The following is a 24,793-nucleotide window of genomic DNA, read 5'->3' as shown; positions in this document are numbered from 1 at the left end:
AGACATCTACTGCCAATATGTTAAAAAAGGCTGAGACAATTAATTATGTCCCAACCTCAAATGTTTATTAATTTTTTTCTCTTAATAGGTCTCTGATTTCAGTTAATAATACTGTATTTTCTTCTACTTCTTCCTCTTCTTCTTCTTTTTTCATAATTGTATTAGCAATTTTTACAAAGATGAAAAGAGCAAAAGCAACAATTATAAAATCAATGATTGATTGTATGAAAAGACCATATTTTATGCCCCAGAAAGACCAATCTTTAGCAAAATCTACTGAACCGAAGATTTTACCTATTAAAGGCATAATGATGAACTGAACTAATGAAGTGACAATTTTATTGAATGCTGCGCCCATTACTACGGCAACTGCTAAATCTAATACATTACCTTTAAGGGCGAACTCTTTAAATTCCTTTAACATATGTATAGTCCCTTTCTATGTAAAATGTAAGACTAATTATACAACATATAATAAATTTAGCAAATACTATATTTATGCAAATTTGATTATGAAAAAGACGTTTGATATCCTAGTAGAAGTGTATTAGTAAAGTTAAATTTTTTAAGATAAAAATATAATTATTTAATTTTACTACTTTGAAAATTAAATATTTGGATGAAGGGAGTAATTAATTATGAATTCTTCTTCTCAAAAAAGAGGGAATAAGAAGTTTTCTTCTGTATTCATCTATAGTTCGATTATAGTAGCTATAGTCGTACTCATAGGTGCAATCTGGCCTGAGAAGTTTGATGGCATTACAAATGCTATTAAAATGTGGATTACTAATAAATTAGGTTGGTATTACTTAATTCTTACTACGATTATTGTTTTCTTTTGTATCTTCCTAATTTTCAGCCCAATCGGCAAACTTAAGTTAGGTAAACCTCATGACAAACCTGAATTCAACTCAATTTCATGGTTCGCAATGTTATTCAGTGCTGGTATGGGAATAGGATTAGTTTTCTATGGTGCTGCTGAACCAATGGCCGATTTTGCTGCGCCCCCAACAGCTGATCCTAAAACAACTCAAGCCTATACTGAAGCTTTAAGATCAACATTTTTCCATTGGGGATTCCATGCATGGGCTATTTACGGTGTAGTTGCATTAGCTTTAGCATATGCACAATTCCGTAAAGATGAACCTGGGTTGATTTCTAGAACACTACGTCCGATTTTAGGAGATAAAGTTGAAGGACCTATTGGGACATTCATCGACGTTCTTTCTGTCTTTGCTACTTTAGTCGGCGTAGCAGTTTCCTTAGGTATGGGAGCTTTACAAATTAATGGTGGATTGAATTACCTATTTAAAGTTCCTAACAATACATTAGTCCAAGGAATCATTATTGTAGTTGTAACTATTTTATTCATCGCAAGTGCGTGGTCTGGTTTAAGTAGAGGTATTCAATATTTAAGTAACTTAAATATTGGTTTAGGTGCTATATTAATGATTATTACATTAATTATTGGACCTACAGTATTAATACTAAATATGTTAACTAGTTCAACTGGTAATTTACTTAATACATTCTTATTCAACAGTTTTGATACTGCAGCTTTAAATGGCCAAAAACGTGATTGGATGTCTACTTGGACACTATACTATTGGGGTTGGTGGCTAAGTTGGAGTCCATTTGTTGGTGTATTTATTGCCCGTGTATCAAAAGGACGCTCAATCCGAGAATTTATTTCAGGTGTATTATTAGTTCCAGCTTTAGTAAGCTTTGTATGGTTCAGTGTGTTTGGTGTACTAGGTATTGAAACAGGTAAAAAACATCCTGAATTATTCAAAATGTCACCAGAAACGCAACTATTCGGTGTATTCAATCATATGCCAATAGGTACGATACTATCTATCATTGCATTATTATTAATTGCTTCATTCTTTATTACTTCTGCCGACTCAGCTACTTTCGTTTTAGGTATGCAAACAACATTTGGTTCTCTAAATCCAAGTAGTTTAGTTAAAGTTACATGGGGTATTGCACAAGCTCTAATTGCATTCGTACTGTTACTAGCTGGTGGCGGTGATGGTTCAAAAGCGTTGAATTCTATTCAAAGTGCTGCGATTATTAGTGCCTTCCCATTCTCGTTCGTCGTCATAATGATGATGATTAGTTTCTATAAAGATGCCAATCAAGAGCGTAAGTTCCTTGGTTTAACACTGACTCCAAATAAACATCGTTTACAAGATTATGTTAAATATCAACAAGAAGATTATGAGTCAGATATTCTTGAAAAAAGAGAAGCTAGAAGAAATAAAGAAAAAGAAGAATAGTTAAATTTTAGCCTATAGTATGAAAATTAATTCATACTATAGGTTTTTTTATTATTAAATTTTTTGAAAAGCAAAAAGGTTCATTTTAACTGGGATTGATAACCATTCTCAATTAATAATATTTACTTATTGCACTAACAGTCAATGATAACTTTTACTTATACTACCTGATTAAAAATGCGAAACGTAAATAGTGTCTTTTATGATGTTACACAGTTGTTTTGATAAACATATAATAATACAATTTAATTAACGGCATATAAATATATAGAAATATCAAGGGGGATATTAAATGGCTTCTAATTTTAAAGAACAAGCAAAGAAACATTTCCAATTAAATGGCCAGTCATACACTTACTATGATTTAAAGACATTAGAAGAAAAAGGTTTAACTAAAATTTCAAAATTACCTTACTCAATTCGTGTTTTGTTAGAATCTGTATTACGTCAAGAAGACGACTTTGTAATTACTGACGATCACATTAAATCATTAAGTGAATTTGGTAAAGAAGGTAACGAAGGTGAAGTACCTTTCAAACCATCTCGAGTAATCTTGCAAGACTTTACAGGTGTGCCAGCAGTAGTAGATTTAGCATCATTACGTAAAGCTATGAATGATGTGGGTGGAGATATTAATAAAATTAACCCTGAAGTACCAGTTGATTTAGTTATTGACCACTCAGTACAAGTAGATAGCTATGCAAACCCTGATGCTTTAGAACGAAATATGAAATTAGAATTTGAACGTAACTATGAACGTTATCAATTTTTAAACTGGGCTACTAAAGCTTTCGATAATTACAACGCTGTACCACCTGCAACAGGTATCGTACACCAAGTAAACTTAGAGTATTTAGCTAATGTTGTCCACGTGCGTGACGTTGATGGTGAACAAACTGCATTCCCAGATACTTTAGTTGGTACTGACTCTCATACTACAATGATCAATGGTATCGGCGTATTAGGTTGGGGTGTTGGTGGTATCGAAGCTGAAGCTGGTATGTTAGGTCAACCATCTTACTTCCCAATTCCAGAAGTAATCGGTGTACGTTTAACTAATTCTTTACCACAAGGTTCTACAGCCACTGACTTAGCTTTACGTGTTACTGAAGAGTTACGTAAAAAAGGTGTTGTCGGTAAATTTGTAGAATTCTTCGGTCCTGGTGTACAACATTTACCATTAGCTGACCGTGCTACAATTGCTAACATGGCGCCTGAGTATGGTGCAACTTGTGGTTTCTTCCCAGTAGATGAAGAATCACTTAAATACATGAAATTAACTGGTCGTAAAGATGACCATATTGAATTAGTTAAAGAATATTTACAACAAAATAATATGTTCTTTGATGTTGAAAAAGAAGACCCAGAATATACTGATGTTATTGACTTAGATTTATCTACAGTTGAAGCTTCATTATCTGGTCCTAAACGTCCTCAAGATTTAATTTTCTTAAGTGACATGAAGACTGAATTTGAAAAATCTGTTACTGCTCCTGCAGGCAATCAAGGTCATGGTTTAGATGACAGTGAATTTGATAAGAAAGCAGAAATTAAATTCAATGATGGTTCAACTTCAACAATGAAAACTGGTGACATTGCAATTGCTGCAATTACATCTTGTACAAATACGTCTAACCCTTACGTTATGTTAGGTGCAGGTTTAGTTGCTAAAAAGGCAGTTGAAAAAGGTCTTAAAGTACCAGAATTCGTTAAAACTTCATTAGCACCAGGTTCAAAAGTTGTTACAGGATATTTAAGAGATTCTGGCTTACAAGAATACTTAGATGATTTAGGATTCAACCTAGTAGGTTATGGTTGTACTACATGTATCGGTAACTCAGGTCCTTTATTACCAGAAATTGAAAAAGCAGTTGCGGACGAAGATTTATTAGTAACTTCAGTGTTATCTGGTAACCGTAACTTCGAAGGTCGTATCCACCCATTAGTAAAAGCTAACTACTTAGCTTCACCTCAATTGGTTGTTGCTTATGCATTAGCTGGTACGGTAGATATCGATTTACAAAATGAACCTATTGGAAAAGGCAAAGATGGAGAAGATGTTTATTTACAAGATATCTGGCCTTCAATTAAAGAAGTTTCAGATACTGTTGATAGTGTCGTTACTCCAGAATTATTCTTAGAAGAATACAAAAATGTATATAATAATAATGAAATGTGGAATGAAATCGATGTTACTGATGAACCATTATATGATTTCGATCCAAATTCAACATACATTCAAAATCCAACATTCTTCCAAGGTTTATCTAAAGAACCAGGAACAATTGAACCGCTTAAAGACTTACGTGTGATGGGTAAATTTGGTGATTCAGTTACAACTGACCATATTTCTCCAGCAGGTGCTATCGGTAAAGATACACCAGCAGGTAAATACCTATTAGATCATGATGTACCTATTCGTGACTTTAACTCATATGGTTCACGTCGTGGTAACCACGAAGTAATGGTAAGAGGTACATTTGCAAATATTCGTATTAAAAACCAATTAGCTCCAGGTACTGAAGGTGGCTTCACAACTTATTGGCCGACTGAAGAAATTATGCCAATATATGATGCTGCAATGAAATATAAAGAAGATGGTACTGGATTAGCTGTATTAGCAGGTAATGATTATGGTATGGGATCTTCTCGTGACTGGGCAGCTAAAGGTACTAACTTATTAGGTGTTAAAACTGTTATTGCTCAAAGTTACGAACGTATTCACCGTTCAAATTTAGTAATGATGGGTGTTTTACCATTACAATTCCAACAAGGTGATTCTGCAGAGTCATTAGGTTTAGATGGTAAAGAAGAAATCTCAGTAGATATTACTGAAGATGTTCAACCACATGACTTAGTTAAAGTTCATGCTAAAAAAGAAAATGGCGATGTTGTAGACTTTGAAGCTATCGTACGTTTCGACTCATTAGTAGAATTAGATTACTATCGTCATGGTGGTATCTTACAAATGGTACTAAGAAATAAATTAGCACAATAATCTTATTTCATCATAATTTAAGTATGTGTTAAGTTGAACCAGTAGCCGTGTTAACGTTTATGTTGGCACGGCTTCTTTGTGTTATGCTTACAATATAACTAAGAAACAAAAGTTGAAAGAAGGACTTATTAATATGATTTATAGTTTGACTGAAATTGAAGCGAGGTACCAAGAAACAGATAAAATGGGAGTTATTTATCATGGGAACTATGCTACATGGTTTGAGGTTGCTCGAACAGACTACATAAGAAAACTGGGATTTAGCTATGCTGATATGGAGAAAGAAGGTATCATTTCTCCTGTAACTGATTTAAATATCAAGTATAAGAAATCTATTTTTTATCCTGAAAAAGTAACGATTAAAACATGGGTCGAAAAGTATTCAAGACTACGTTCTTTATATTGTTATGAGGTTTACAATGAAAAAGGTGAACTTGCAACTACAGGATCAACTGAATTAATTTGTATGAAAGCTGATAATTTTAGACCTATTCGTCTAGATCGCTACTTCCCTGAATGGCATGAAACTTATAGTAAAGTTTCCGAATTCAATCAAGAAGGTAAAGATGCAGAAGTTAAAAATGGCCTCGAAAATTTATAAATATTAAATTGACCCGCTTCTGAGTGATTCAAAAGCGGGTCGTTTTTTTACTTTTTACTATATGATATTTCATCTTCATGATTCACAACATCTACCTTGATTTCATCATCTTGGAAGTACCATAAGTCTTTTTCAGCTACAACAACATTTAAACCATTGTAGTTCTTTTCAAAACCTATTTCTATATCTTCTCGTTGCTCGACATTAAACGCAGGGCTAAATCCTTGTTTAAGTTGAAATTCTCCACCATATCTTACATAAAATTGAAGTACTTTATTAGCTTCTGGCAAATCAAGTTCATCTTTGAACCAATTAACCGCTTCATCTGTAAGTTCAATATTCATTTTTTCACCCCTTCAGTATTAATTATATTTAAAATGTAATTTAAATCTTTAATAATATTCGCATTATAGCACATCACAAATGTAAAGATAATTTATACAGCCTACAAGCGTATTAAAAAACACTGAGTTTAGCCGTTCTATAATTTTTGAAAATAAAAACACTAGAAGTAAGTATACCTCTAGTGTTGAATTTCAAAATTTTAAGTTACATCCATTTAATTTTAGGTTCTTCACCTTTAAAAATTCTAACAATATTTGTTCTATGTCGAATAATGAGTATAATTGATACAAGTCCACTCATTCCGAGCAATATATAGTCATGTATAATAAGAGAGCCGATGACACAGCTAATAGCAGCGATAATGCTAGATAATGAAACATATTTGAATATCTTCAAAACACTGAAAAATATAATCGCTAAGACTAAGAGTAGAATAGGATTAACGCCAAGTACTACTCCAGCACTTGTAGCTACAGCCTTGCCACCATTAAATTTAAGGTAGATAGGGTACACATGGCCTAAAATTGCAAATAACCCTACAATCAACCCGTTAGTGAAGAAAGTACTAATCACTCCGTCCGCATGTACTGGGAACCATAATGGGAAAAAGACTGTAATAAATCCTTTGAAAATATCTAGAAATGTTACTACAAAACCAGCTGGCCTCCCTAAAACACGAAAGCTATTTGTTGCTCCAGTGTTGCCACTCCCATATTGTCTAATATCCTTTTTAAAGAATAACTTTCCAATTACTAATCCACTTGGAAATGCACCGATAAGATAACTTAAAACTAACATGACGACAATCATCATAAAACTTACACATCCTTTAGTGACTTAGCTTCATTTTACCATATTCATAAACAATTAGAACATTGATAATTCAATTTATTAAATTACTGCAATCAAAACAACTTGATTATATAAATGATACTTGCAATTTAAGCCAATTTATATAAGAATAACTATTGTATAGTTTTAAAAACGAACGTACGTTTGTAGGAGGGCGAAATCATTGGCAATGAATAAACAAAATACTTATTCAGATGATTCTATACAGGTACTTGAAGGCCTTGAGGCTGTTAGAAAGAGACCTGGTATGTATATAGGATCAACTGATAAACGTGGATTACATCATCTCGTATATGAAGTTGTCGATAACTCCGTCGATGAAGTATTAAATGGTTATGGTGATGAGATTACTGTAACTATTAATAAAGATGACAGTATTTCAATTGAAGATACTGGACGTGGGATGCCTACAGGTATCCATGCCTCTGGTAAACCAACTGTTGAAGTCATTTTCACGATTTTGCATGCTGGGGGTAAATTTGGTCAAGGCGGCTACAAAACATCAGGTGGTCTTCATGGTGTAGGTGCCTCAGTTGTTAATGCCTTGAGTGAATGGTTAGAAGTTGAAATACATAGAGATGGAAATATTTATACTCAAAGTTTTAAAGATGGTGGAATGCCTGCGACAGGTTTGAATAAAAAAGGAAAAACTAAAAAGACGGGTACGAAAGTCACTTTTAAACCTGATCCAGAGATATTTAAGGCGACAACGTCATTTAATTTTGATGTTTTAAGTGAACGCTTACAAGAATCTGCGTTTTTATTAAAAAATTTAAAAATCACGCTTACTGATTTACGTAGTGGTAAAGAACGTGAAGAAGTTTACCATTACGAAGAAGGTATTAAAGAATTTGTTAGTTATGTCAATGAAGGTAAAGAAGTACTACATGACGTTACTACTTTTTCAGGATTAGCGAACAATATTGAAGTAGATGTTGCTTTCCAGTATAACGATCAATATTCTGAGAGTATTCTAAGTTTCGTAAATAACGTTCGTACGAAAGACGGCGGAACACATGAAGTTGGGTTTAAAACTGCGATGACACGTGTGTTCAACGACTACGCGCGTCGTATTAATGAATTAAAAGAAAAAGATAAAAACTTAGATGGTAATGATATACGTGAAGGATTGACTGCAATCATTTCTGTACGTATCCCTGAAGAATTACTACAGTTTGAAGGCCAAACTAAATCTAAATTAGGTACTTCTGAAGCTAGAAGTGCTGTTGATTCAGTTGTATCTGAGAAATTGCCATTCTACTTAGAGGAAAAAGGACAACTTTCTAAATCATTAGTTAAAAAAGCTATTAAAGCGCAACAAGCTCGAGAGGCTGCACGTAAAGCACGTGAAGATGCACGTTATGGGAAAAAGAACAAGCGCAAAGATACATTACTATCTGGTAAATTAACACCTGCTCAAAGTAAAAACACTGATAAAAATGAGCTCTATCTTGTAGAGGGCGATTCTGCTGGTGGCTCTGCTAAACTAGGGCGTGACCGTAAATTCCAAGCTATTTTACCGCTTCGTGGTAAAGTTATTAATACAGAAAAGGCACGTCTTGAAGATATCTTTAAGAATGAAGAAATTAACACAATCATTCACACAATTGGTGCTGGTGTAGGTAATGAGTTTAAAATTGAAGATAGTAATTACAATCGTATTATTATTATGACCGATGCGGATACAGATGGTGCGCACATCCAAGTATTACTATTAACATTCTTCTTCAAATACATGAAGCCACTTGTACAAGCAGGTCGTGTCTTTATAGCGTTGCCTCCTTTATATAAATTGGAAAAAGGAAAAGGTAAATCTAAAAAAGTAGAATACGCATGGACGGATGATGAATTAGAAAAATTACAAAAGCAATTGGGTAAAGGCTTTACATTACAAAGATATAAAGGTTTAGGTGAGATGAATCCGGAACAACTATGGGAAACAACAATGAACCCAGAGACGCGTACATTAATACGTGTACAGGTTGAAGATGAAGTGCGCTCATCTAAACGTGTAACGACACTAATGGGCGACAAAGTTGCACCACGTCGTGAATGGATTGAAAGCCATGTAGAGTTTGGTATGCAAGAAGATCAAAGTATCTTAGATAATAAAGAAGTTCAAGTATTAGAGAACGAAGAATATATTGAGGAGGAAACGAATTGAGTGAGATAATTCAAGACTTGTCACTTGAAGATGTTATCGGTGACCGATTTGGTCGTTATAGTAAATACATTATTCAAGAGCGTGCATTACCCGATGTACGAGACGGATTAAAGCCAGTACAACGTCGAATTTTATTTGCAATGTATTCAAGTGGTAATACATTTGATAAGAATTTCCGTAAAAGTGCTAAAACAGTCGGGGATGTTATTGGACAATATCACCCTCATGGCGACTCTTCAGTATATGATGCAATGGTACGTTTAAGCCAAGATTGGAAACTACGTCACGTACTTATTGAAATGCATGGTAATAACGGTAGTATTGATAACGATCCGCCTGCAGCTATGCGTTATACAGAAGCTAAATTAAGCCAGTTATCTGAAGAATTACTACGCGATATTAATAAGGAAACTGTATCTTTCATTCCAAACTATGATGATACAACTTTAGAACCAATGGTATTGCCTTCAAGATTCCCGAATCTTCTAGTTAATGGTTCTACTGGTATTTCATCTGGTTATGCTACAGATATTCCACCTCATAATTTAGCAGAGGTCATTCAAGCTACTTTGAAATACATAGATAACCCTGATATCACTGTGAGTCAATTAATGAAATATATTAAAGGTCCTGACTTTCCTACAGGTGGCATCATACAGGGTGTTGATGGTATTAAGAAAGCTTATGAATCTGGTAAAGGTAAAATAGTCGTTCGTTCACGTGTAGATGAAGAAGAGTTAAGAAGTGGACGAAAGCAACTTATTGTTACTGAAATACCTTATGAAGTAAATAAAAGTAGTTTAGTTAAACGTATTGATGAACTCCGTGCAGATAAAAAAGTTGACGGTATTGTAGAAGTTCGAGACGAAACAGATAGAACTGGTTTACGTATTGCTATCGAATTGAAGAAAGATGTAAATAGTGAATCGATTAAAAATTATTTATATAAAAATTCTGATCTTCAAATTTCTTATAATTTCAATATGGTCGCTATTAGTGATGGTAGACCTAAATTAATGGGATTACGTGAAATTATTGAAAGCTATTTAAATCATCAAATAGAAGTTGTCACTAATCGAACTCGTTATGATTTAGATCATGCAGAAAAACGTATGCATATCGTTGAAGGTTTAATGAAAGCTTTATCTATTTTAGACGAAGTGATTGCTTTAATTCGTAACTCTAAGAACAAAAAAGATGCTAAAGATAATTTAGTTGCTGAGTTTGATTTTACAGAAGCACAAGCAGAAGCCATCGTCATGTTACAATTGTATAGATTAACTAATACGGATATTGTGGCACTAGAAGAAGAACATGATGAATTAGAAGCATTAATTAAAAAATTAAGAAATATTTTAGATGATCATGACGCGTTATTAACAGTTATCAAAGACGAACTCAATGAGATTAAGAAAAAATTCAAAGTAGATCGTTTATCAGCAATTGAAGCTGAGATTTCTGAAATTAAAATCGATAAAGAGGTTATGGTTCCTAGTGAGGAAGTCATTTTAAGTATTACTCGTCACGGTTACATTAAACGTACATCTACTCGTAGTTTTAACGCGAGCGGTGTGACTGAAATTGGATTAAAAGACGGAGACAGATTGTTAAAACATCAAGAAGTAAATACTCAAGATACGGTATTAGTATTTACTAACAAAGGACGTTATCTATTTATTCCAGTACATAAGTTAGCTGATATTCGTTGGAAAGAATTAGGTCAACACGTTTCACAAATTGTTCCTATCGACGAAGATGAGCAAGTGATTAATGTTTATAATGAAAAAGATTTTAATCATGATGCTTTCTATGTAATGGCAACAAGAAATGGAATGATTAAGAAGAGTAGTGTCTCTCAATTTAAAACAACAAGATTCAATAAGCCACTTGTAGGTATGAAAGTGAAAGACAAAGATGAAATAATCAATGTGGTACGTTTAGAATCGGATCAGCTTATCACGGTAATTACTAATAAAGGTATGTCACTTACATATTCTACAGCCGAATTATCAGACACAGGTCTACGAGCAGCAGGTGTTAAATCTATTAATCTTAAAGATGAAGATTATGTGGTGATGACTGAAGAGGTAAATGAATCTGATTCAATCATTATGGTTACACAACGTGGCGCTATTAAACGTATTAGCTATAAAGTGCTTCAAGTAGCGAAACGTGCTCAACGCGGTATTACTTTATTAAAAGAGCTGAAGAAAAATCCACACCGCATTGTCGATGCAGCTGTAGTGAGAGAAAATCAAGAAACGTACACAATTTTCTCAAATAGTAGTGAAGAATCGGGCAGTATTACAGATGTTCATCTGTCTGAACAATATACGAATGGTTCATTTATCATCGACGTAGATGAATTTGGACAAGTCGTAAGTATGGTTTTAGAATAAAAAAAGTATATGCAATCGCATAATAAAATGATAAAATTATTCTTAATAATCTTAACTAAAAAATTCACAAGGGATTTATGTTTAATTTGAGGATTCAAAAAGTTAGGTATACGGTACTGATTCAGTACTAGTAAAACTTTTTTGATGATAAAAAAGTAGCATAAATCTCTTGGTGCGTTTAAGAGAATAAATTTAAGAGGATGAGAGGGATTCGATTTGCAAGATTTCGATAATTTGATTCCTGGCTGGTTTAAATCTTTTGTTCAAGTCGGGAATGATTTGATTTGGTCGCAATATCTTATTGGATTACTATTAACAGCAGGATTTTTCTTTACAATTAGTTCTAAATTTGTCCAATTAAGAATGTTGCCTGAAATGTTTAGAGCACTCACTGAGAAACCTGAGACATTAAGTAGTGGTAAAAAAGGAATATCACCTTTCCAAGCATTTGCGATTAGTGCTGGTTCACGTGTAGGTACTGGTAATATTGCCGGTGTAGCTACGGCGATCGTTTTAGGTGGACCTGGTGCAGTATTTTGGATGTGGATTATCGCGTTTATTGGTGCAGCAAGTGCATTTATGGAAGCGACATTAGCACAGGTTTATAAAGTGCATGATAAAGAGGGCGGTTTCCGTGGTGGTCCAGCCTATTACATTACAAAAGGGTTGAACCAAAAATGGTTAGGTATTGTCTTTGCGACATTAATTACGGTTACATTTGCGTTTGTATTTAATACAGTGCAATCTAATACAATCGCAGAGTCTCTAAATACGCAATACCATGTGAGTCCTGTTATAACTGGTATTATCTTAGCGGTTATCACTGCTATTATCATTTTTGGTGGTGTACGAAGCATTGCAACATTATCATCACTCATCGTACCTATCATGGCAATCATTTACATAGGAATGGTACTCGTTATTTTATTATTAAATATTGATCAAATCGTTCCAATGATTGGCACTATTATTAAAAGTGCATTTGGTATACAACAAGTCACTGGTGGTGCTGTAGGTGCAGCTATACTTCAAGGGATTAAACGTGGTTTATTCTCAAATGAAGCTGGTATGGGTTCTGCGCCAAATGCTGCAGCAACAGCTGCTGTACCGCATCCAGTTAAACAAGGTTTAATTCAATCATTAGGTGTGTTCTTTGATACAATGTTAGTTTGTACAGCTACAGCCATTATGATTCTGTTATATTCTGGCTTGAAATTTGGAGAAAATGCACCTCAAGGTGTGGCTGTTACACAATCAGCACTAAATGAACATTTAGGTTCTGCTGGCGGTATTTTCTTAACAGTTGCAATTACTTTATTCGCATTCTCATCTGTAGTTGGTAACTACTATTATGGTCAATCAAACATCGAATTTTTATCTAAAAATAAAGCAGTATTATTTATCTTTAGATGTTTAGTTGTTCTTTTAGTATTTATTGGTGCAGTTGCGAAAACTGAAACGGTTTGGAGCACTGCCGACTTATTTATGGGATTAATGGCTATCGTAAATATTATTTCGATTATCGGATTATCTAATATAGCCTTCGCTGTGATGAAAGATTATCAGCAACAACGTAAAGAAGGTAAGAAACCTGTATTTAAACCTGAAAATTTAGAAATCAACTTATTTGGTATTGAATCATGGGGACAACAAGGTAAGATACCTCGTAATCACAAATAATGAAGTAAACGTAACGACTTGAGGCATTCATATGCTTATCAAGTCGTTCTTTTTGTTTAATATCGAATGATACATTTTGTTGTACAATTTCAATTTATGAATGATACATATGTGCCTTCATAAGTCGCTTTTCATTTTCAAAAAATAGCATTATAATCTTACTAATGATAATAGAAAGGTGATTATGATGAGTAGATATGAGATAACCAAAACACTAAATAACAACGTCATCATATGCACAAGTGATAATCATGAAGTTGTCTTAATTGGTAAAGGGATTGGGTTTAATAAGAAAGTGGGGATGACTTTAGATGACAGTGCCTCCATTGAAAAGGTTTATAAATTAGAACAAAAACAACAAAAAGAACACTATCAAACGTTGGTTGAAATGGGAGAAGACCACGTTGTACAGGCAGTAATTGAATCAGTTAATATTATCTCTGATGCTGGGATTAGAACTGATGATAAAAGTTTAGTTGTAGCACTCACGGATCATATTATTTTCGCATATAAAAGATTAAAACAAAATCAAGTGATTTCTAATCCTTTTGCAATAGAAACACAACATTTATATAGTGATGCTTATCAAATTGCTAAACAAGTGATTAATAATTTGAACCAGACATTAGATGTCCATTTTCCTGAAGATGAAATCGGCTTTATAGCTTTGCATATAGCTTCTAATTCTGAAGATTTATCCATGCATGATATATCAGTAATTAATAAATTGATAAGTAAAATTATGACAATTATTGAAACGGATTTAAATCACGAAATTGATAAAACCACAATTCAATATCAGCGTTTTATCAGACACATACAATTTTTAATTTATAGATTAACCAAAGGTGAAAATGTCGCCGCCCAGGACAATTTTATTTCTATGGTTAAGCAACTTTATCCGCAATGTTTTAATACTGCTTATAAAATATTGAAAATGATTCAAAGACAATTTGACGTCATTATAGATGAATCTGAGATTGTATATCTCGCATTACATATTTATCATTTTGAAGCACAAATAAATATCAAACGATGAATGAATGGCTCATTTATTTTACTATTTTCAAACAAATATGATTAACTTTAATTGTTTTGTGTTATGATGATTATTGTATTTTTAAACAAATTCGTTTATTAATCTAACTTAATACAAATCTCAATATCAATTGACTTATAAATGTAAGGTATGGTGAATTTAATGACAAATGAAAATAAGTCCAGTGAAAAGAAAAAACATATTTTTAGCTTTTCTGAATCAAGATTTATGAGATTTTTAGGTGGCAATGACCTTATTTACGGTTTAACTGCACTTGTGTTACTAGGTATAGTCATTTTTATCTTTGATAAAGTGTCTTATGTGTTTGAACCATTTATAATTGTTTTTAACACGATTGCTGCACCTATTATCGTTTCATTAGTCTTATTCTATTTATTTAATCCAATTGTGAATTTAATGGAACGTTATCGAATACCTAGATTACTTGGTATTACAATTATCTATGTTGCTATAGTAGGTATTATTACGTTGATAGTGAACTTACTTATTCCATTAATTGGTTCACAAGTAGAGAGTTTCATTAAGAACTCTCCACATTATTTAAGTAAGATCACTCAATCAGTAGATAAGATTACAAATAATTCACTTCTATCTGGCTATATGGGCCAAATTAATGATTGGTTAGAGTCAGCTCAGAAGAAAATTCCATCGATGCTATCAGATTACTTTGATGGCTTTGGTTCGAAACTTGCATCATTTGCAGAGGCAGTAGCAAACGTAGGCGTAGTTATTGTAACGACACCTTTCGTTTTATTCTTTATGTTAAAAGATGGTCATCGCTTCAAAGACTATACTACAAAAATTATGCCTCCAAAATTCAGAAAAGACTTCCATGATTTACTTGAAAAAATGAGCGTTCAAGTTGGTTCATATATTCAAGGACAAATCATCGTTTCATTCTGTATTGGCGTTTTATTATTTATAGGTTATTCCATTATCGGATTAAAATATGCCTTAGTTTTAGCAAGTATTGCAGCCGTAACAAGTGTTGTTCCATATCTGGGACCAACAATCGCAATTTCGCCTGCAATTGTTATCGCAATTATTACTTCTCCATTAATGTTGCTTAAGTTAGCCATTGTATGGACACTTGTTCAATTCTTTGAAGGACACTTTATTTCACCTAACGTAATGGGTAAAACGTTAAAAATTCATCCATTAACAATTATATTTATCTTGCTATGTGCAGGTAACTTAATGGGTGTTGTAGGTGTTATTATTGGTATTCCATTTTATGCTGTATTAAAAGTATTAGTTTCTCATATCTTCTTACTATTTAAACGTAGATATAACCGTTATTATGGGGAAGATGCTGGGGATTATAGTATCAAACAAGAAGAAGAAATTACTGATTAATTGCGGTGTTTAATCGAGGTTGAGACATCATTTAATATCTTAATCTTAAAACAGCGCAAGTTGGGAGCGGGACGACGAATATAATTTTGTTAAATTATATTACTGTTCCGCTCCTTTTTTATTAAAATTGAGTGTCTAATAAGTTGTTTTGAAGGATTCACTTACCTGTATTGCATAAAATTTGCTTCAAATTCATGTAATCTTTCTTTGCATTACAATTCTGTTAGATACATATCTATCAATTTATATTCTATAATGGCTGGCTTTATGATATATTTTGACATGTAATAGATTTAAATTAGAATTGAAGTGAAAAAATGACGCAAGAATTAAAAAGTAAATTATTTTCCATATTAAAATTTATCTTTGCCACAGCGTTATTCATTTTTGTCATCTTCACATTGTATCGTGAGCTATCGCATATAAACTTTAAGGATACTTTGATGCAATTTGGCAAAATTAATCGAGTGTGGCTTGTTTTATTATTTGCAGGTGGCGGTGCTTCATTAATCCTCCTGTCACTGTATGACATCATTTTAGTCAAATCACTAAAATTACAAATGCCGATACCGAAAGTATTAAGAGTAAGTTATATTATCAATGCTTTAAATGCGATTGTAGGTTTCGGTGGCTTTATTGGCGCAGGGGTTAGAGCTTTCGTATATAAAAATTATACACATGATACTAAAAAGCTCGTTCACTATATTTCAATTATATTAATTTCCATGTTAACCGGACTTAGTCTCTTGTCCATATTAGTCGTTCTCCATGTATTTAATGCATCACACATGATGGATAAAATCACATGGGTACGTTGGATTTTATATATTGTGGCGTTATTCCTCCCAATATTTATTATTTATACAATTGTTAAACCAGCGGATAAGTCTAATCGCTATATGGGTGTTTATTGTACACTTGTATCTTGTATAGAGTGGATGGCGGCAGCTACAGTGCTTTACTTTGCTGCACTTATCGTTGGTATTCACGTATCATTTATGACGTTTATTGGTATTTTCGTCATTGCTGCATTATCTGGTTTAGTCAGTTTCATTCCAGGTGGATTCGGGGCCTTTGATTTAGTTGTATTACTCGGGCTTAAATCTTTAGGCGTATCTGAAGAAAAAATACTTTTAGCTTTACTACTTTATCGATTTGCGTATTATTTTGTGCCAGTACTTATTGCACTGGTATTATCTACCTTTGAATTTGGTACAACTGCTAAGAAATATATTGAAGGTTCGAAATATTATGTTCCTGCGAAAGATTTCACGTCATTTTTAAGATCTTATCAGAAAGATATTTTAGCTAAAATACCTTCATTTTCATTAGCAACATTAGTGTTTTTAACAAGTTTGATTTTCTTTATTAATAATTTAACGATTGTTTATGACGGCTTATATGATGATAATCACTTTGCTTACTATATCACTTTAGCCATTCATACGAGTGCTTGTTTATTACTTATCTTGAACGTGAGAGGTATTTTTAAACAGAGTCGACGTGCGATTATCTTTGCGATGATTTCTATTATTTTAATTGTTGCAGCTACAATTTACACGTATGCGTCGTTCTTATTATTAACTTGGCTTGTGCTTATTTTTGTATTATTAGTTTTAGCTTATCGTCGTGCGCAAGTTCTTAAACGTCCTTTCCGTTTCAGAAAGTTAGTTTTAATGTTAGTAGTAAGTGTGATTGTTTTATATTTAAATCATTTTCTAATTGCAGAAACACTCTATGCATTAGATATTTATCACATAGAAGTAGATACGTCGTTATTAAGATATTACTTCTGGATTACGATTTTAATTGTAATTCTCATTGTTGGTTTAATTGCGTGGCTTTTCGATTATAAATTCGAGCGACCTCATCGTATGACTGATGTATCAATTTGTGAGTCGATTATTCATGAATATGGTGGAAATTATTTGAGTCATCTTGTTTATAGTGGAGATAAAGATTGTTTTATCGATGAAAATGAAAAAGCATTTCTTATGTACCGTTATAAATCCAATACTTTAGTAGTACTAGGCGATCCAATTGGAGATCCCAACACATTTGAATCTTTATTGGAAAAATTTTATCAATTTGCTGAATATCGTGGTTACAATATTATTTTCTATCAAATTAGTGATCGTCACATGCCACTTTATCACAATTTTGGAAATCAATTTTTCAAATTGGGAGAGGAAGCAATTATTGATTTAACCACTTTCACGACTTCTGGTAAAAAACGTCGAGGCTTTAGGGCAACTTTAAACAAAATTGAAGATTTAAATATCTCTTTTGAAATTATTGAACCACCGTTCTCACAAGATTTCTTTAATGAACTTAAATATGTCAGTGATAGATGGTTAGATGGACGAGATGAAATGCATTTTTCTGTAGGACAGTTTACACAACCTTATCTCTCTAAAGCGCCAATTGGTGTTATGCGAGATCAATATGGTAAGATGATTGCATTTTGTAGTCTGATGCCGACACATTTCAACGATGCTATTTCTGTGGATTTAATTAGATGGCTTCCTGAACTTGATTTGCCTTTAATGGACGGACTTTATCTTCATATGTTGTTATGGGGTCAAGAAAAGGGATATAAAGCGTTTAATATGGGAATGGCTACACTTTCAAATGTGGGGCAATTACATTACTCTTATTTAAGAGAACGTCTAGCAGGACGAGTGTTCGAACATTTCAATGGATTATATCGATTCCAAGGTTTAAGACGTTATAAGGAAAAGTATGGACCTAACTGGGAACCAAGATTTTTAGTTTATCGAAAGGATAGTTCCTTGTGGGAAAGTATGTTAAAAGTTATGAGAGTCATTAGACATAAATAAAACAATAGCGATTGTAGTGAATTTGTTTATTCATTACAATCGCTATTTATCTTATTTATAGTAATTTGCTCTATCTTGTTGTTCTTTTGCATAGCGTTCGGGATTCTTTTTATAGAAATCTTGATGGTATGCTTCTGCTTCGTAGAATGTTGAAGCGGGTAAGATTCGAGTCGCTATCGCTTTGTCGGCGTTTAAACTGTCTTGAAGTTTTTCAATATACTCCTCAGCTGATTTCTTTTGATCTTTATTGGAATAGAAGATAGCTGTTTGATATTGAGAACCTCTATCTTGAAATTGTCCACCTTCATCTAATGGATTAATAACGGAAAAGAATATTTCTAATAGTTTATGATATGAAAAAAGAGCTACATCATATTCTATTTTTACTGTTTCTAAGTGACCAGTAGTACCGGTTTTTACTTCTTCGTATGTTGGATTCTCAGTATGTCCGCCCATGTAACCAGAAGTGACCTTTTCAATACCATCAAATGTGTCAAAAGGTTTAGTCATACACCAAAAACAGCCACCAGCAAAGTATGCCGTATTAATGTTCATTTGTGACATCCTTTCATTGGACCTTAGTACCATTTGTTAAAAAAACTCTTGCAATTTGAATACTTTTTCTATAACGTTAATACATATTAATTATAGTATATAGGTATGTAATTTTGAAGATATAAGGTAGGTAAATATGACACAACAGAAGGATAATAGAGAAACAGAGTATCGACGTCACACAGGCACAACATCGACACCTTCTAGGCGACGAAAGAACAAACGACTACGCAAATTACCTTTTATCATTTTAATTTTCCTCATCATTCTTATTGCACTCATTGTATATATCGTACATCAATACAATAGTGGTATGAAATATGCTAAAGAACATGCAAAAGATGTCAAGGTGCATAAATTTAATGGCGCCGTAAAAAATGATGGTAAGATTTCTGTGCTTGTACTTGGTGCGGATAAAGCACAAGGCGGGAAATCTCGTACTGACTCAATCATGGTCATGCAATATGATTATGTAAATAAAAAAATGAAAATGATGTCTGTTATGAGAGACATTTATGCAGATATTCCGGGATATGACAAATATAAGATTAACGCTGCTTACTCATTGGGTGGTCCTGAACTATTAAGAAAAACACTTAATAAAAATTTAGGTATCAATCCTGAATATTATGCAGTTGTAGATTTTACCGGATTTGAAAAAATGATTGATGAATTAGAACCTAATGGTGTTCCTATGGATGTAGAAAAGGATATGTCTGCCAATATAGGAGTATCATTGAAAAAAGGACATCATAGATTAAATGGTAAAGAGTTATTAGGTTATGCAAGATTCCGTCATGACGCAGAAGGCGATTTCGGTCGTGTTCGACGCCAGCAACAAGTAATGCAAACTTTAAAACAAGAGTTAGTGAATTTTAATACAGTTGCAAAACTGCCGAAAGTTGCAGGTATTTTGAGAGGTTATGTTAATACGGACATGCCTAATTCAGCTATTTTCCAAACTGGATTAAGTTTTGGTATTCGAGGAGATAAAGATGTTAAATCTTTAACAGTGCCTGTTAAGAATACGTATCAAGATATTAATACGAATAACGACGGAAGTGCACTGCAAATCGATAAAGAGAAGAACAAAAAAGCAATCCAAGAGTTCTTTGATGATAATAACTAAGATGATGATAAAAATAAATAATTGATAAAAATTAATTTAATCCCTGAGACCGAAGTAATTATGATAACATGCTTCGTGTTTCAGGGATTTTGCGTTTTATTGATCAGATTTTCTTACTCCGCCAACTGCATAGTGACTCTTTTTCATTTCTTCAATGACCACATGTATCGCTTCTTTGTTTGCTCCCGTTGTTTTCTCAACAGCTTGCGTTACTTCAGTCACTAAATTTTTTAATTGTTCATCTGTACGTCCTTCTAATAATTTCACATTGATGATAGGCATATATAACATCCTCCTTAATGAATTGAAATGTTCTTCTTTAGTATAGCATGAAAGATATCTGAAGGTTTGTTCATAATAAAACAGAACATTTGTTCTTATTTTTATTGAATGAGAACTCACGTTCGTATATAATAGATTTTGTAAGGGAGGCGTAGTTATGTATGACTATAATCTATTAGAGGATAGAGATGTATTATGTATTGATCAGAAAAGCTTTTTTGCGAGTGTTTCGTGTATGGAAAAGGGATTAGATCCTTTAGAAACGAAATTGGCAGTCGTAGCCGATACTAAAAGACAAGGTTCTGTGGTATTAGCAGCGACACCAAAATTGAAGGAAATTGGGATTAAAACAGGCTCAAGACTTTTTGAAATACCACATCGTAGTGATATTTATATTATTAATCCAAGTATGAGAAAATATTTGAATGTTTCTGTTGCTATTTCGAAAATTGCTTTACGTTATGTGCCACCCGAAGATTTACATCAATATAGTATTGACGAATTCTTTATGGACATTACTGATAGTTATCATAGATTTAGTTCCACGGTTTATGCATTTTGTGAAAGATTAAAAAAAGAAATATTAGAAGAGACAGGTATTCATTGTACTGTTGGGATAGGCTCCAACATGCTATTGAGCAAGGTAGCTATGGATATAGAGGCAAAGCATACCAAAGATGGAATTGCGGAGTGGCGCTATCAAGATGTACCTGAAAAGTTATGGCCAATTCAACCTTTAAGAGATTTCTGGGGAATTAATAGACGTACGGAGGCAAAGTTGAACAAAAGGGGCATATTTACGATTGGAGATTTAGCAAAATATCCATATCGCTATTTGAAACGAGATTTTGGTGTGTTAGGTGTAGATATGCATTTACATGCTAATGGTATTGATCAAAGCAAAGTAAGAGAAAAATATAAAGTTACAAACCCTTCAATATGTAAAAGTCAAATTTTAATGAGAGATTATCAATTTGAAGAAACGAAAGTAGTCATGCAAGAACTTATTGAAGATGTAGCAAGTCGTTTAAGAGCACAAAAAAAATTAGCACGTACAATTCATTTTTCCTTTGGTTATGCTGATGAAGGAGGCGTACACAAACAATATACTTTGGAAGATCCTACAAATTTAGAAAGGGATATTTTCAAGGTGGTTAATTATTTTGCCAATCGATTATGTGATAAAAATGCACTTTATAGAACGCTAAGTATATCTTTGACACAATTTGTTGATGAGCAAGATCGCCAACTTAATTTATTTATCGACGAATATGAACGTAAAAGAGATGAAAAACTTGCTAAAACAATTGACCATTTACATTTGAAGTATGGCAAAGGTATTGTTTCTAAAGCTACTTCCTATACTGAAGCTGGAACAAAGCATGGTCGATTAGGTCTCATGGCTGGACATAAAATGTAGGTGATGAATAATAGAGACATTAAAAAATCCCCTAAAAATAGTTGCAAGCAAAAAGTTCTGCAATATTTTAGGGGATAAATATTATTCAATATACGTATCGAAGTCTTTTAAAGCTTCAATGCCACGTTCACGATCTTCTGGAGTTTTAAAACTAATTTGAAGAGCACCATAGATATCCTCACGCACTTCTAAAATTTTTAAGTTGCTTATAGAAATATTATGTAAACTTAAGATATGAGTAACTTGGCTAATCATACCCGCTTTATCCGGAATATCTACATATAGATCATACGCAATAGATAGAGCACCACGTTGTTTAACGGGTAGTTCGTCACGATATTGTTTTGCCTCTGCGAAAAAATCATAAATATTTTCTGCATTTTTAGAGATAATCATATTTTCGAAAGAGGTAATTTGAGATTTTAGTTCGTGGAGCAAAGACAAGATATGATTTTGATTATTTAAAGTTATATCTTTCCACATTTGAGCGTTACTACTAGCTATACGAGTAATATCTCTAAAACCACCGGCAGCTAATTTTTCTACTAAAGTATGATGACTGACATGATTAGCGCTTAAGTGAACTAAACTAGAAGCGATAATATGAGGGACGTGACTTACTATACCTGTAACATAATCATGTTCATTAGCATTAGTAGTAATAAACTTAGCTAATGTAGTTTTAAATAATTTCTGTAGATATTCAGCTGACGCTTTATTATCTTTTTCGTTAAACACCAGGATATAATATGCGTTTTCAAACAGATGTTTTTTCGAATTTAATACGCCAGATTTATGACTACCTGCCATAGGATGACCGCCGATAAGATGAATATTATTATTTAACAATATTTTTTCAAAAGCTTGGATTGTAGATTTTGTACTACCCGTATCAGTTACAATCAAATGGGGCTTAGTTTTATAATTAGGTAGTTCCTTCAGGTACTTAACGGTTTGTTCTACAGGAGTAGCATAAATAATGATATCTGCATTTTCTACGCCATACTGATAATTAGTTATTTTTTCATCGATAATTCCAATGGACAATGCTTTGTCTAATTGTGTTTCATTAGCATCATACGCTAAAAGCTTAATGTTAGAATTATAATATTTTAAGTTGCTCGCTAAACTACCACCAATAAGTCCTAGACCTACAAATAGGATTTGTTGCATCTAAAATCACCTTATTTCGAAATTTTCAGAATAGTAATATTGTATATGAGAGTGCCAATGTAATCAACATAATTAAAGAGGCTAGTACTTATTAGATTAAATAGACTATTTAGTTTAAAATATAATGTAATTTAAAGAGGGGGTATAATGTTGACTCATGTTATGGAAACAATCAAACAATTAACCGAAATTAATAGTCCATCTGGCAATACTGAAGAGGCAATCAATTATGTGAAACATTTAGCTGAGAATCTAGGTTACCGTACAGAATTGACTAATAAAGGTGCGTTAATTATTACGGTTGATGGTCTTAATAACAGTGAGCAAAGATGTATCACAGCTCACGTAGATACGCTAGGGGCAATGGTTAAAGAAATCAAAGAGAACGGTAGATTAGCATTAGACTTAATAGGCGGATTTCATTTTAACGCAATTGAAGGAGAATATTGTGAAATTCAGACACAAACAGGTCAAACGTATACTGGTACGATATGTCTTCATGAAACAAGTGTCCACGTTTATAAAGATAATCATAAAATACCAAGAAATAGTGAACACATGGAAGTACGTATTGATGAAATCACCAGTTCTGAACAAGAAACAAGAGATTTGGGTATTGAAGTAGGCGACTTTATATCATTTGATCCAAGAACGATCATTACCTCTTCAGGCTTTATAAAATCTAGACATCTAGATGATAAAGCTAGTGTTGGAATTATAATAGAATTATTGAAAAAGCTTAAAGAAGGAAATACCAAATTGCCACATACCACACAATTTTATATCTCTAACAATGAAGAAATAGGCTACGGAGCAAATGCTACGATTTCAGATAGTATTGTAGAATTTATAGCGCTTGATATGGGAGCACTTGGAGAAGGGCAATCTTCTGATGAATATACAGTTTCAATTTGTGCAAAAGACAGTTCTGGTCCATATCATAAAGCATTAAAAAATCATTTAGTTAATTTATGTAAAATAAACGATATTCCTTATAAGATAGATATTTATCCTTACTATAGTTCTGACGCATCAGCAGCTTTAAAAGCAGGAACCGACATACGCCATGGTTTATTTGGAGCTGGAATAGAATCTTCACACGCAATGGAAAGAACACATATCGATTCAATAACTGCTACTCAAAATTTACTTTATGCGTATTGTTTATCGCCAATTAATAAATAAATTATATTAATTCAAGTTGACAAAATAGATTTGTCTAGGTATGATACTAAATAATTAGAAATATCAGACAATTTGATTGTAAAAGTAGCTATTATATTTTGTAGAAATCAGAAAGCTAATGGTTGATGTAAATTAGCACAGTATAATAGACGAATTGGGCTTTCAAATTTAAATATCATATTTTAAAGTGAACAATAAAATTTGTTAACTAAGGTGGCACCACGGTAACGCGTCCTTATAGATGATAAGCGTTATTGTGGTGTTTTTAATTATAAGCAAAAGGTAGTATCTAAAGAATCGGTAGTATAAGAAAGTTAGTGGTAAATGGAAACTAACACCCTCTTTAGAGAAATTGGGTTTTGTGGATAAAAGGGAATTAATACAATGAGTGAGTTGATTGTGTTTCGAATAGTCAACTAATTAAGGTGGTACCACGCGTCAGCGTCCTTCTATTTGAGGATGCTGATTTTTTATT

18 protein-coding genes are annotated in these 24,793 nt (G+C 32.9%); 12 read left to right on the top strand and 6 right to left on the bottom strand.

The genetic code is table 11. The annotated features are described in order from the left end of the window. Positions 1–67 precede the first annotated feature (67 nt). Entirely contained in the window at positions 68–424 is a 357-nt protein-coding gene (gene mscL, locus HMPREF3264_RS06860) for a large conductance mechanosensitive channel protein MscL (protein ID WP_002442730.1), read from the bottom strand. 214 nt (positions 425–638) lie between these two features. Here mscL and HMPREF3264_RS06855 point away from each other — a divergent pair, with 214 nt between their 5' ends. The 3 genes from HMPREF3264_RS06855 to menI all read left to right on the top strand — a co-directional run bounded on the left by HMPREF3264_RS06855 (position 639) and on the right by menI (position 5,878). Further along, positions 639–2,279, top strand: coding sequence for a BCCT family transporter (locus tag HMPREF3264_RS06855; protein ID WP_002442731.1), 1,641 nt, complete (start codon positions 639–641; stop codon positions 2,277–2,279). A gap of 292 nt (positions 2,280–2,571) precedes the next feature. Further along, entirely contained in the window at positions 2,572–5,277 is a 2,706-nt protein-coding gene (gene acnA, locus HMPREF3264_RS06850) for an aconitate hydratase AcnA (protein WP_002442733.1), read from the top strand. Between the two features lie 133 nt (positions 5,278–5,410). After that, a complete protein-coding gene (menI, locus tag HMPREF3264_RS06845; protein ID WP_070831478.1) occupies positions 5,411–5,878 on the top strand; it encodes a 1,4-dihydroxy-2-naphthoyl-CoA hydrolase MenI in 468 nt (155 codons plus the stop codon). Between the two features lie 47 nt (positions 5,879–5,925). On the opposite strand, the gene HMPREF3264_RS06840 is transcribed toward menI, so the two are convergent. Both HMPREF3264_RS06840 and plsY read right to left on the bottom strand, forming a co-directional pair. Beyond that, positions 5,926–6,222: a HesB/YadR/YfhF family protein gene (locus tag HMPREF3264_RS06840; RefSeq protein WP_070872654.1), complete on the bottom strand. Its 297-nt coding sequence runs from the start codon at positions 6,220–6,222 to the stop codon at positions 5,926–5,928. A 205-nt stretch (positions 6,223–6,427) separates the two neighbouring features. Then, positions 6,428–7,036, bottom strand: coding sequence for a glycerol-3-phosphate 1-O-acyltransferase PlsY (gene plsY, locus HMPREF3264_RS06835; protein ID WP_002442738.1), 609 nt, complete (start codon positions 7,034–7,036; stop codon positions 6,428–6,430). A 208-nt stretch (positions 7,037–7,244) separates the two neighbouring features. Here plsY and parE point away from each other — a divergent pair, with 208 nt between their 5' ends. The 6 genes from parE to mprF all read left to right on the top strand — a co-directional run bounded on the left by parE (position 7,245) and on the right by mprF (position 18,574). After that, positions 7,245–9,239 carry a DNA topoisomerase IV subunit B gene (parE, locus tag HMPREF3264_RS06830; protein WP_083327806.1) on the top strand — a complete coding sequence of 665 codons (1,995 nt, stop codon included), beginning with the start codon at positions 7,245–7,247 and terminating at the stop codon, positions 9,237–9,239. After that, positions 9,236–11,638: a DNA topoisomerase IV subunit A gene (gene parC, locus HMPREF3264_RS06825; RefSeq protein ID WP_070872650.1), complete on the top strand. Its 2,403-nt coding sequence runs from the start codon at positions 9,236–9,238 to the stop codon at positions 11,636–11,638. Before parE ends, parC begins: the two co-directional genes overlap by 4 nt. A 216-nt stretch (positions 11,639–11,854) precedes the next feature. Beyond that, complete coding sequence (locus HMPREF3264_RS06820) at positions 11,855–13,318, top strand: glutamine transporter AlsT (protein ID WP_002442744.1); 1,464 nt, start codon at positions 11,855–11,857, stop codon at positions 13,316–13,318. A 187-nt stretch (positions 13,319–13,505) separates the two neighbouring features. Then, positions 13,506–14,357 (top strand): glucose PTS transporter transcription antiterminator GlcT, encoded by an 852-nt coding sequence (gene glcT / locus HMPREF3264_RS06815; RefSeq protein ID WP_070872648.1) that lies wholly within the window; start codon positions 13,506–13,508, stop codon positions 14,355–14,357. A gap of 162 nt (positions 14,358–14,519) precedes the next feature. Continuing rightward, positions 14,520–15,734 carry an AI-2E family transporter gene (locus HMPREF3264_RS06810; protein WP_002442748.1) on the top strand — a complete coding sequence of 405 codons (1,215 nt, stop codon included), beginning with the start codon at positions 14,520–14,522 and terminating at the stop codon, positions 15,732–15,734. Positions 15,735–16,051: 317 nt separating this feature from the next. Beyond that, positions 16,052–18,574 carry a bifunctional lysylphosphatidylglycerol flippase/synthetase MprF gene (gene mprF, locus HMPREF3264_RS06805; protein ID WP_002442749.1) on the top strand — a complete coding sequence of 841 codons (2,523 nt, stop codon included), beginning with the start codon at positions 16,052–16,054 and terminating at the stop codon, positions 18,572–18,574. 51 nt (positions 18,575–18,625) lie between these two features. Here mprF and msrA read toward each other — a convergent pair whose 3' ends face one another. Then, entirely contained in the window at positions 18,626–19,129 is a 504-nt protein-coding gene (msrA, locus tag HMPREF3264_RS06800; protein ID WP_037541434.1) for a peptide-methionine (S)-S-oxide reductase MsrA, read from the bottom strand. A 136-nt stretch (positions 19,130–19,265) separates the two neighbouring features. Between msrA and HMPREF3264_RS06795 the strand changes: the two genes are divergently transcribed. Continuing rightward, positions 19,266–20,258, top strand: coding sequence for an LCP family protein (locus tag HMPREF3264_RS06795; RefSeq protein WP_002442751.1), 993 nt, complete (start codon positions 19,266–19,268; stop codon positions 20,256–20,258). A 96-nt stretch (positions 20,259–20,354) separates the two neighbouring features. Here HMPREF3264_RS06795 and HMPREF3264_RS06790 read toward each other — a convergent pair whose 3' ends face one another. Continuing rightward, positions 20,355–20,540 (bottom strand): 2-hydroxymuconate tautomerase, encoded by a 186-nt coding sequence (locus tag HMPREF3264_RS06790; protein WP_070872646.1) that lies wholly within the window; start codon positions 20,538–20,540, stop codon positions 20,355–20,357. A 157-nt stretch (positions 20,541–20,697) separates the two neighbouring features. Here HMPREF3264_RS06790 and HMPREF3264_RS06785 point away from each other — a divergent pair, with 157 nt between their 5' ends. Further along, positions 20,698–21,960, top strand: coding sequence for a Y-family DNA polymerase (locus tag HMPREF3264_RS06785; protein ID WP_070872644.1), 1,263 nt, complete (start codon positions 20,698–20,700; stop codon positions 21,958–21,960). Between the two features lie 81 nt (positions 21,961–22,041). On the opposite strand, the gene HMPREF3264_RS06780 is transcribed toward HMPREF3264_RS06785, so the two are convergent. Further along, positions 22,042–23,133, bottom strand: a complete 1,092-nt coding sequence (locus tag HMPREF3264_RS06780) for a prephenate dehydrogenase (protein WP_070872642.1) — start codon at positions 23,131–23,133, stop codon at positions 22,042–22,044. A 147-nt stretch (positions 23,134–23,280) separates the two neighbouring features. Here HMPREF3264_RS06780 and HMPREF3264_RS06775 point away from each other — a divergent pair, with 147 nt between their 5' ends. After that, positions 23,281–24,318, top strand: coding sequence for a M42 family metallopeptidase (locus tag HMPREF3264_RS06775; RefSeq protein ID WP_070872640.1), 1,038 nt, complete (start codon positions 23,281–23,283; stop codon positions 24,316–24,318). Positions 24,319–24,793: the final 475 nt, after the last annotated feature.

This window comes from Staphylococcus sp. HMSC62A08 (genome assembly GCF_001839105.1).
GTDB lineage: Bacteria > Bacillota > Bacilli > Staphylococcales > Staphylococcaceae > Staphylococcus > Staphylococcus caprae.
The sequence above is the reverse complement of the archived record's forward strand: the minus strand, read 5'-3'. Positions and strand labels throughout refer to the sequence as shown.

Coding starts and splice junctions, on each gene's coding strand:
- HMPREF3264_RS06785 (WP_070872644.1), top strand. CDS start 20,698: ATGTATGACTATAATCTATTAGAGGATAGAGATGTATTATGTATTGAT.
- plsY (WP_002442738.1), bottom strand. CDS start 7,036: ATGATGATTGTCGTCATGTTAGTTTTAAGTTATCTTATCGGTGCATTT.
- mprF (WP_002442749.1), top strand. CDS start 16,052: ATGACGCAAGAATTAAAAAGTAAATTATTTTCCATATTAAAATTTATC.
- msrA (WP_037541434.1), bottom strand. CDS start 19,129: ATGAACATTAATACGGCATACTTTGCTGGTGGCTGTTTTTGGTGTATG.
- glcT (WP_070872648.1), top strand. CDS start 13,506: ATGAGTAGATATGAGATAACCAAAACACTAAATAACAACGTCATCATA.
- menI (WP_070831478.1), top strand. CDS start 5,411: ATGATTTATAGTTTGACTGAAATTGAAGCGAGGTACCAAGAAACAGAT.
- HMPREF3264_RS06855 (WP_002442731.1), top strand. CDS start 639: ATGAATTCTTCTTCTCAAAAAAGAGGGAATAAGAAGTTTTCTTCTGTA.
- HMPREF3264_RS06810 (WP_002442748.1), top strand. CDS start 14,520: ATGACAAATGAAAATAAGTCCAGTGAAAAGAAAAAACATATTTTTAGC.
- HMPREF3264_RS06840 (WP_070872654.1), bottom strand. CDS start 6,222: ATGAATATTGAACTTACAGATGAAGCGGTTAATTGGTTCAAAGATGAA.
- HMPREF3264_RS06780 (WP_070872642.1), bottom strand. CDS start 23,133: ATGCAACAAATCCTATTTGTAGGTCTAGGACTTATTGGTGGTAGTTTA.
- mscL (WP_002442730.1), bottom strand. CDS start 424: ATGTTAAAGGAATTTAAAGAGTTCGCCCTTAAAGGTAATGTATTAGAT.
- HMPREF3264_RS06795 (WP_002442751.1), top strand. CDS start 19,266: ATGACACAACAGAAGGATAATAGAGAAACAGAGTATCGACGTCACACA.
- acnA (WP_002442733.1), top strand. CDS start 2,572: ATGGCTTCTAATTTTAAAGAACAAGCAAAGAAACATTTCCAATTAAAT.
- HMPREF3264_RS06775 (WP_070872640.1), top strand. CDS start 23,281: ATGTTGACTCATGTTATGGAAACAATCAAACAATTAACCGAAATTAAT.
- HMPREF3264_RS06790 (WP_070872646.1), bottom strand. CDS start 20,540: ATGCCTATCATCAATGTGAAATTATTAGAAGGACGTACAGATGAACAA.
- parE (WP_083327806.1), top strand. CDS start 7,245: ATGAATAAACAAAATACTTATTCAGATGATTCTATACAGGTACTTGAA.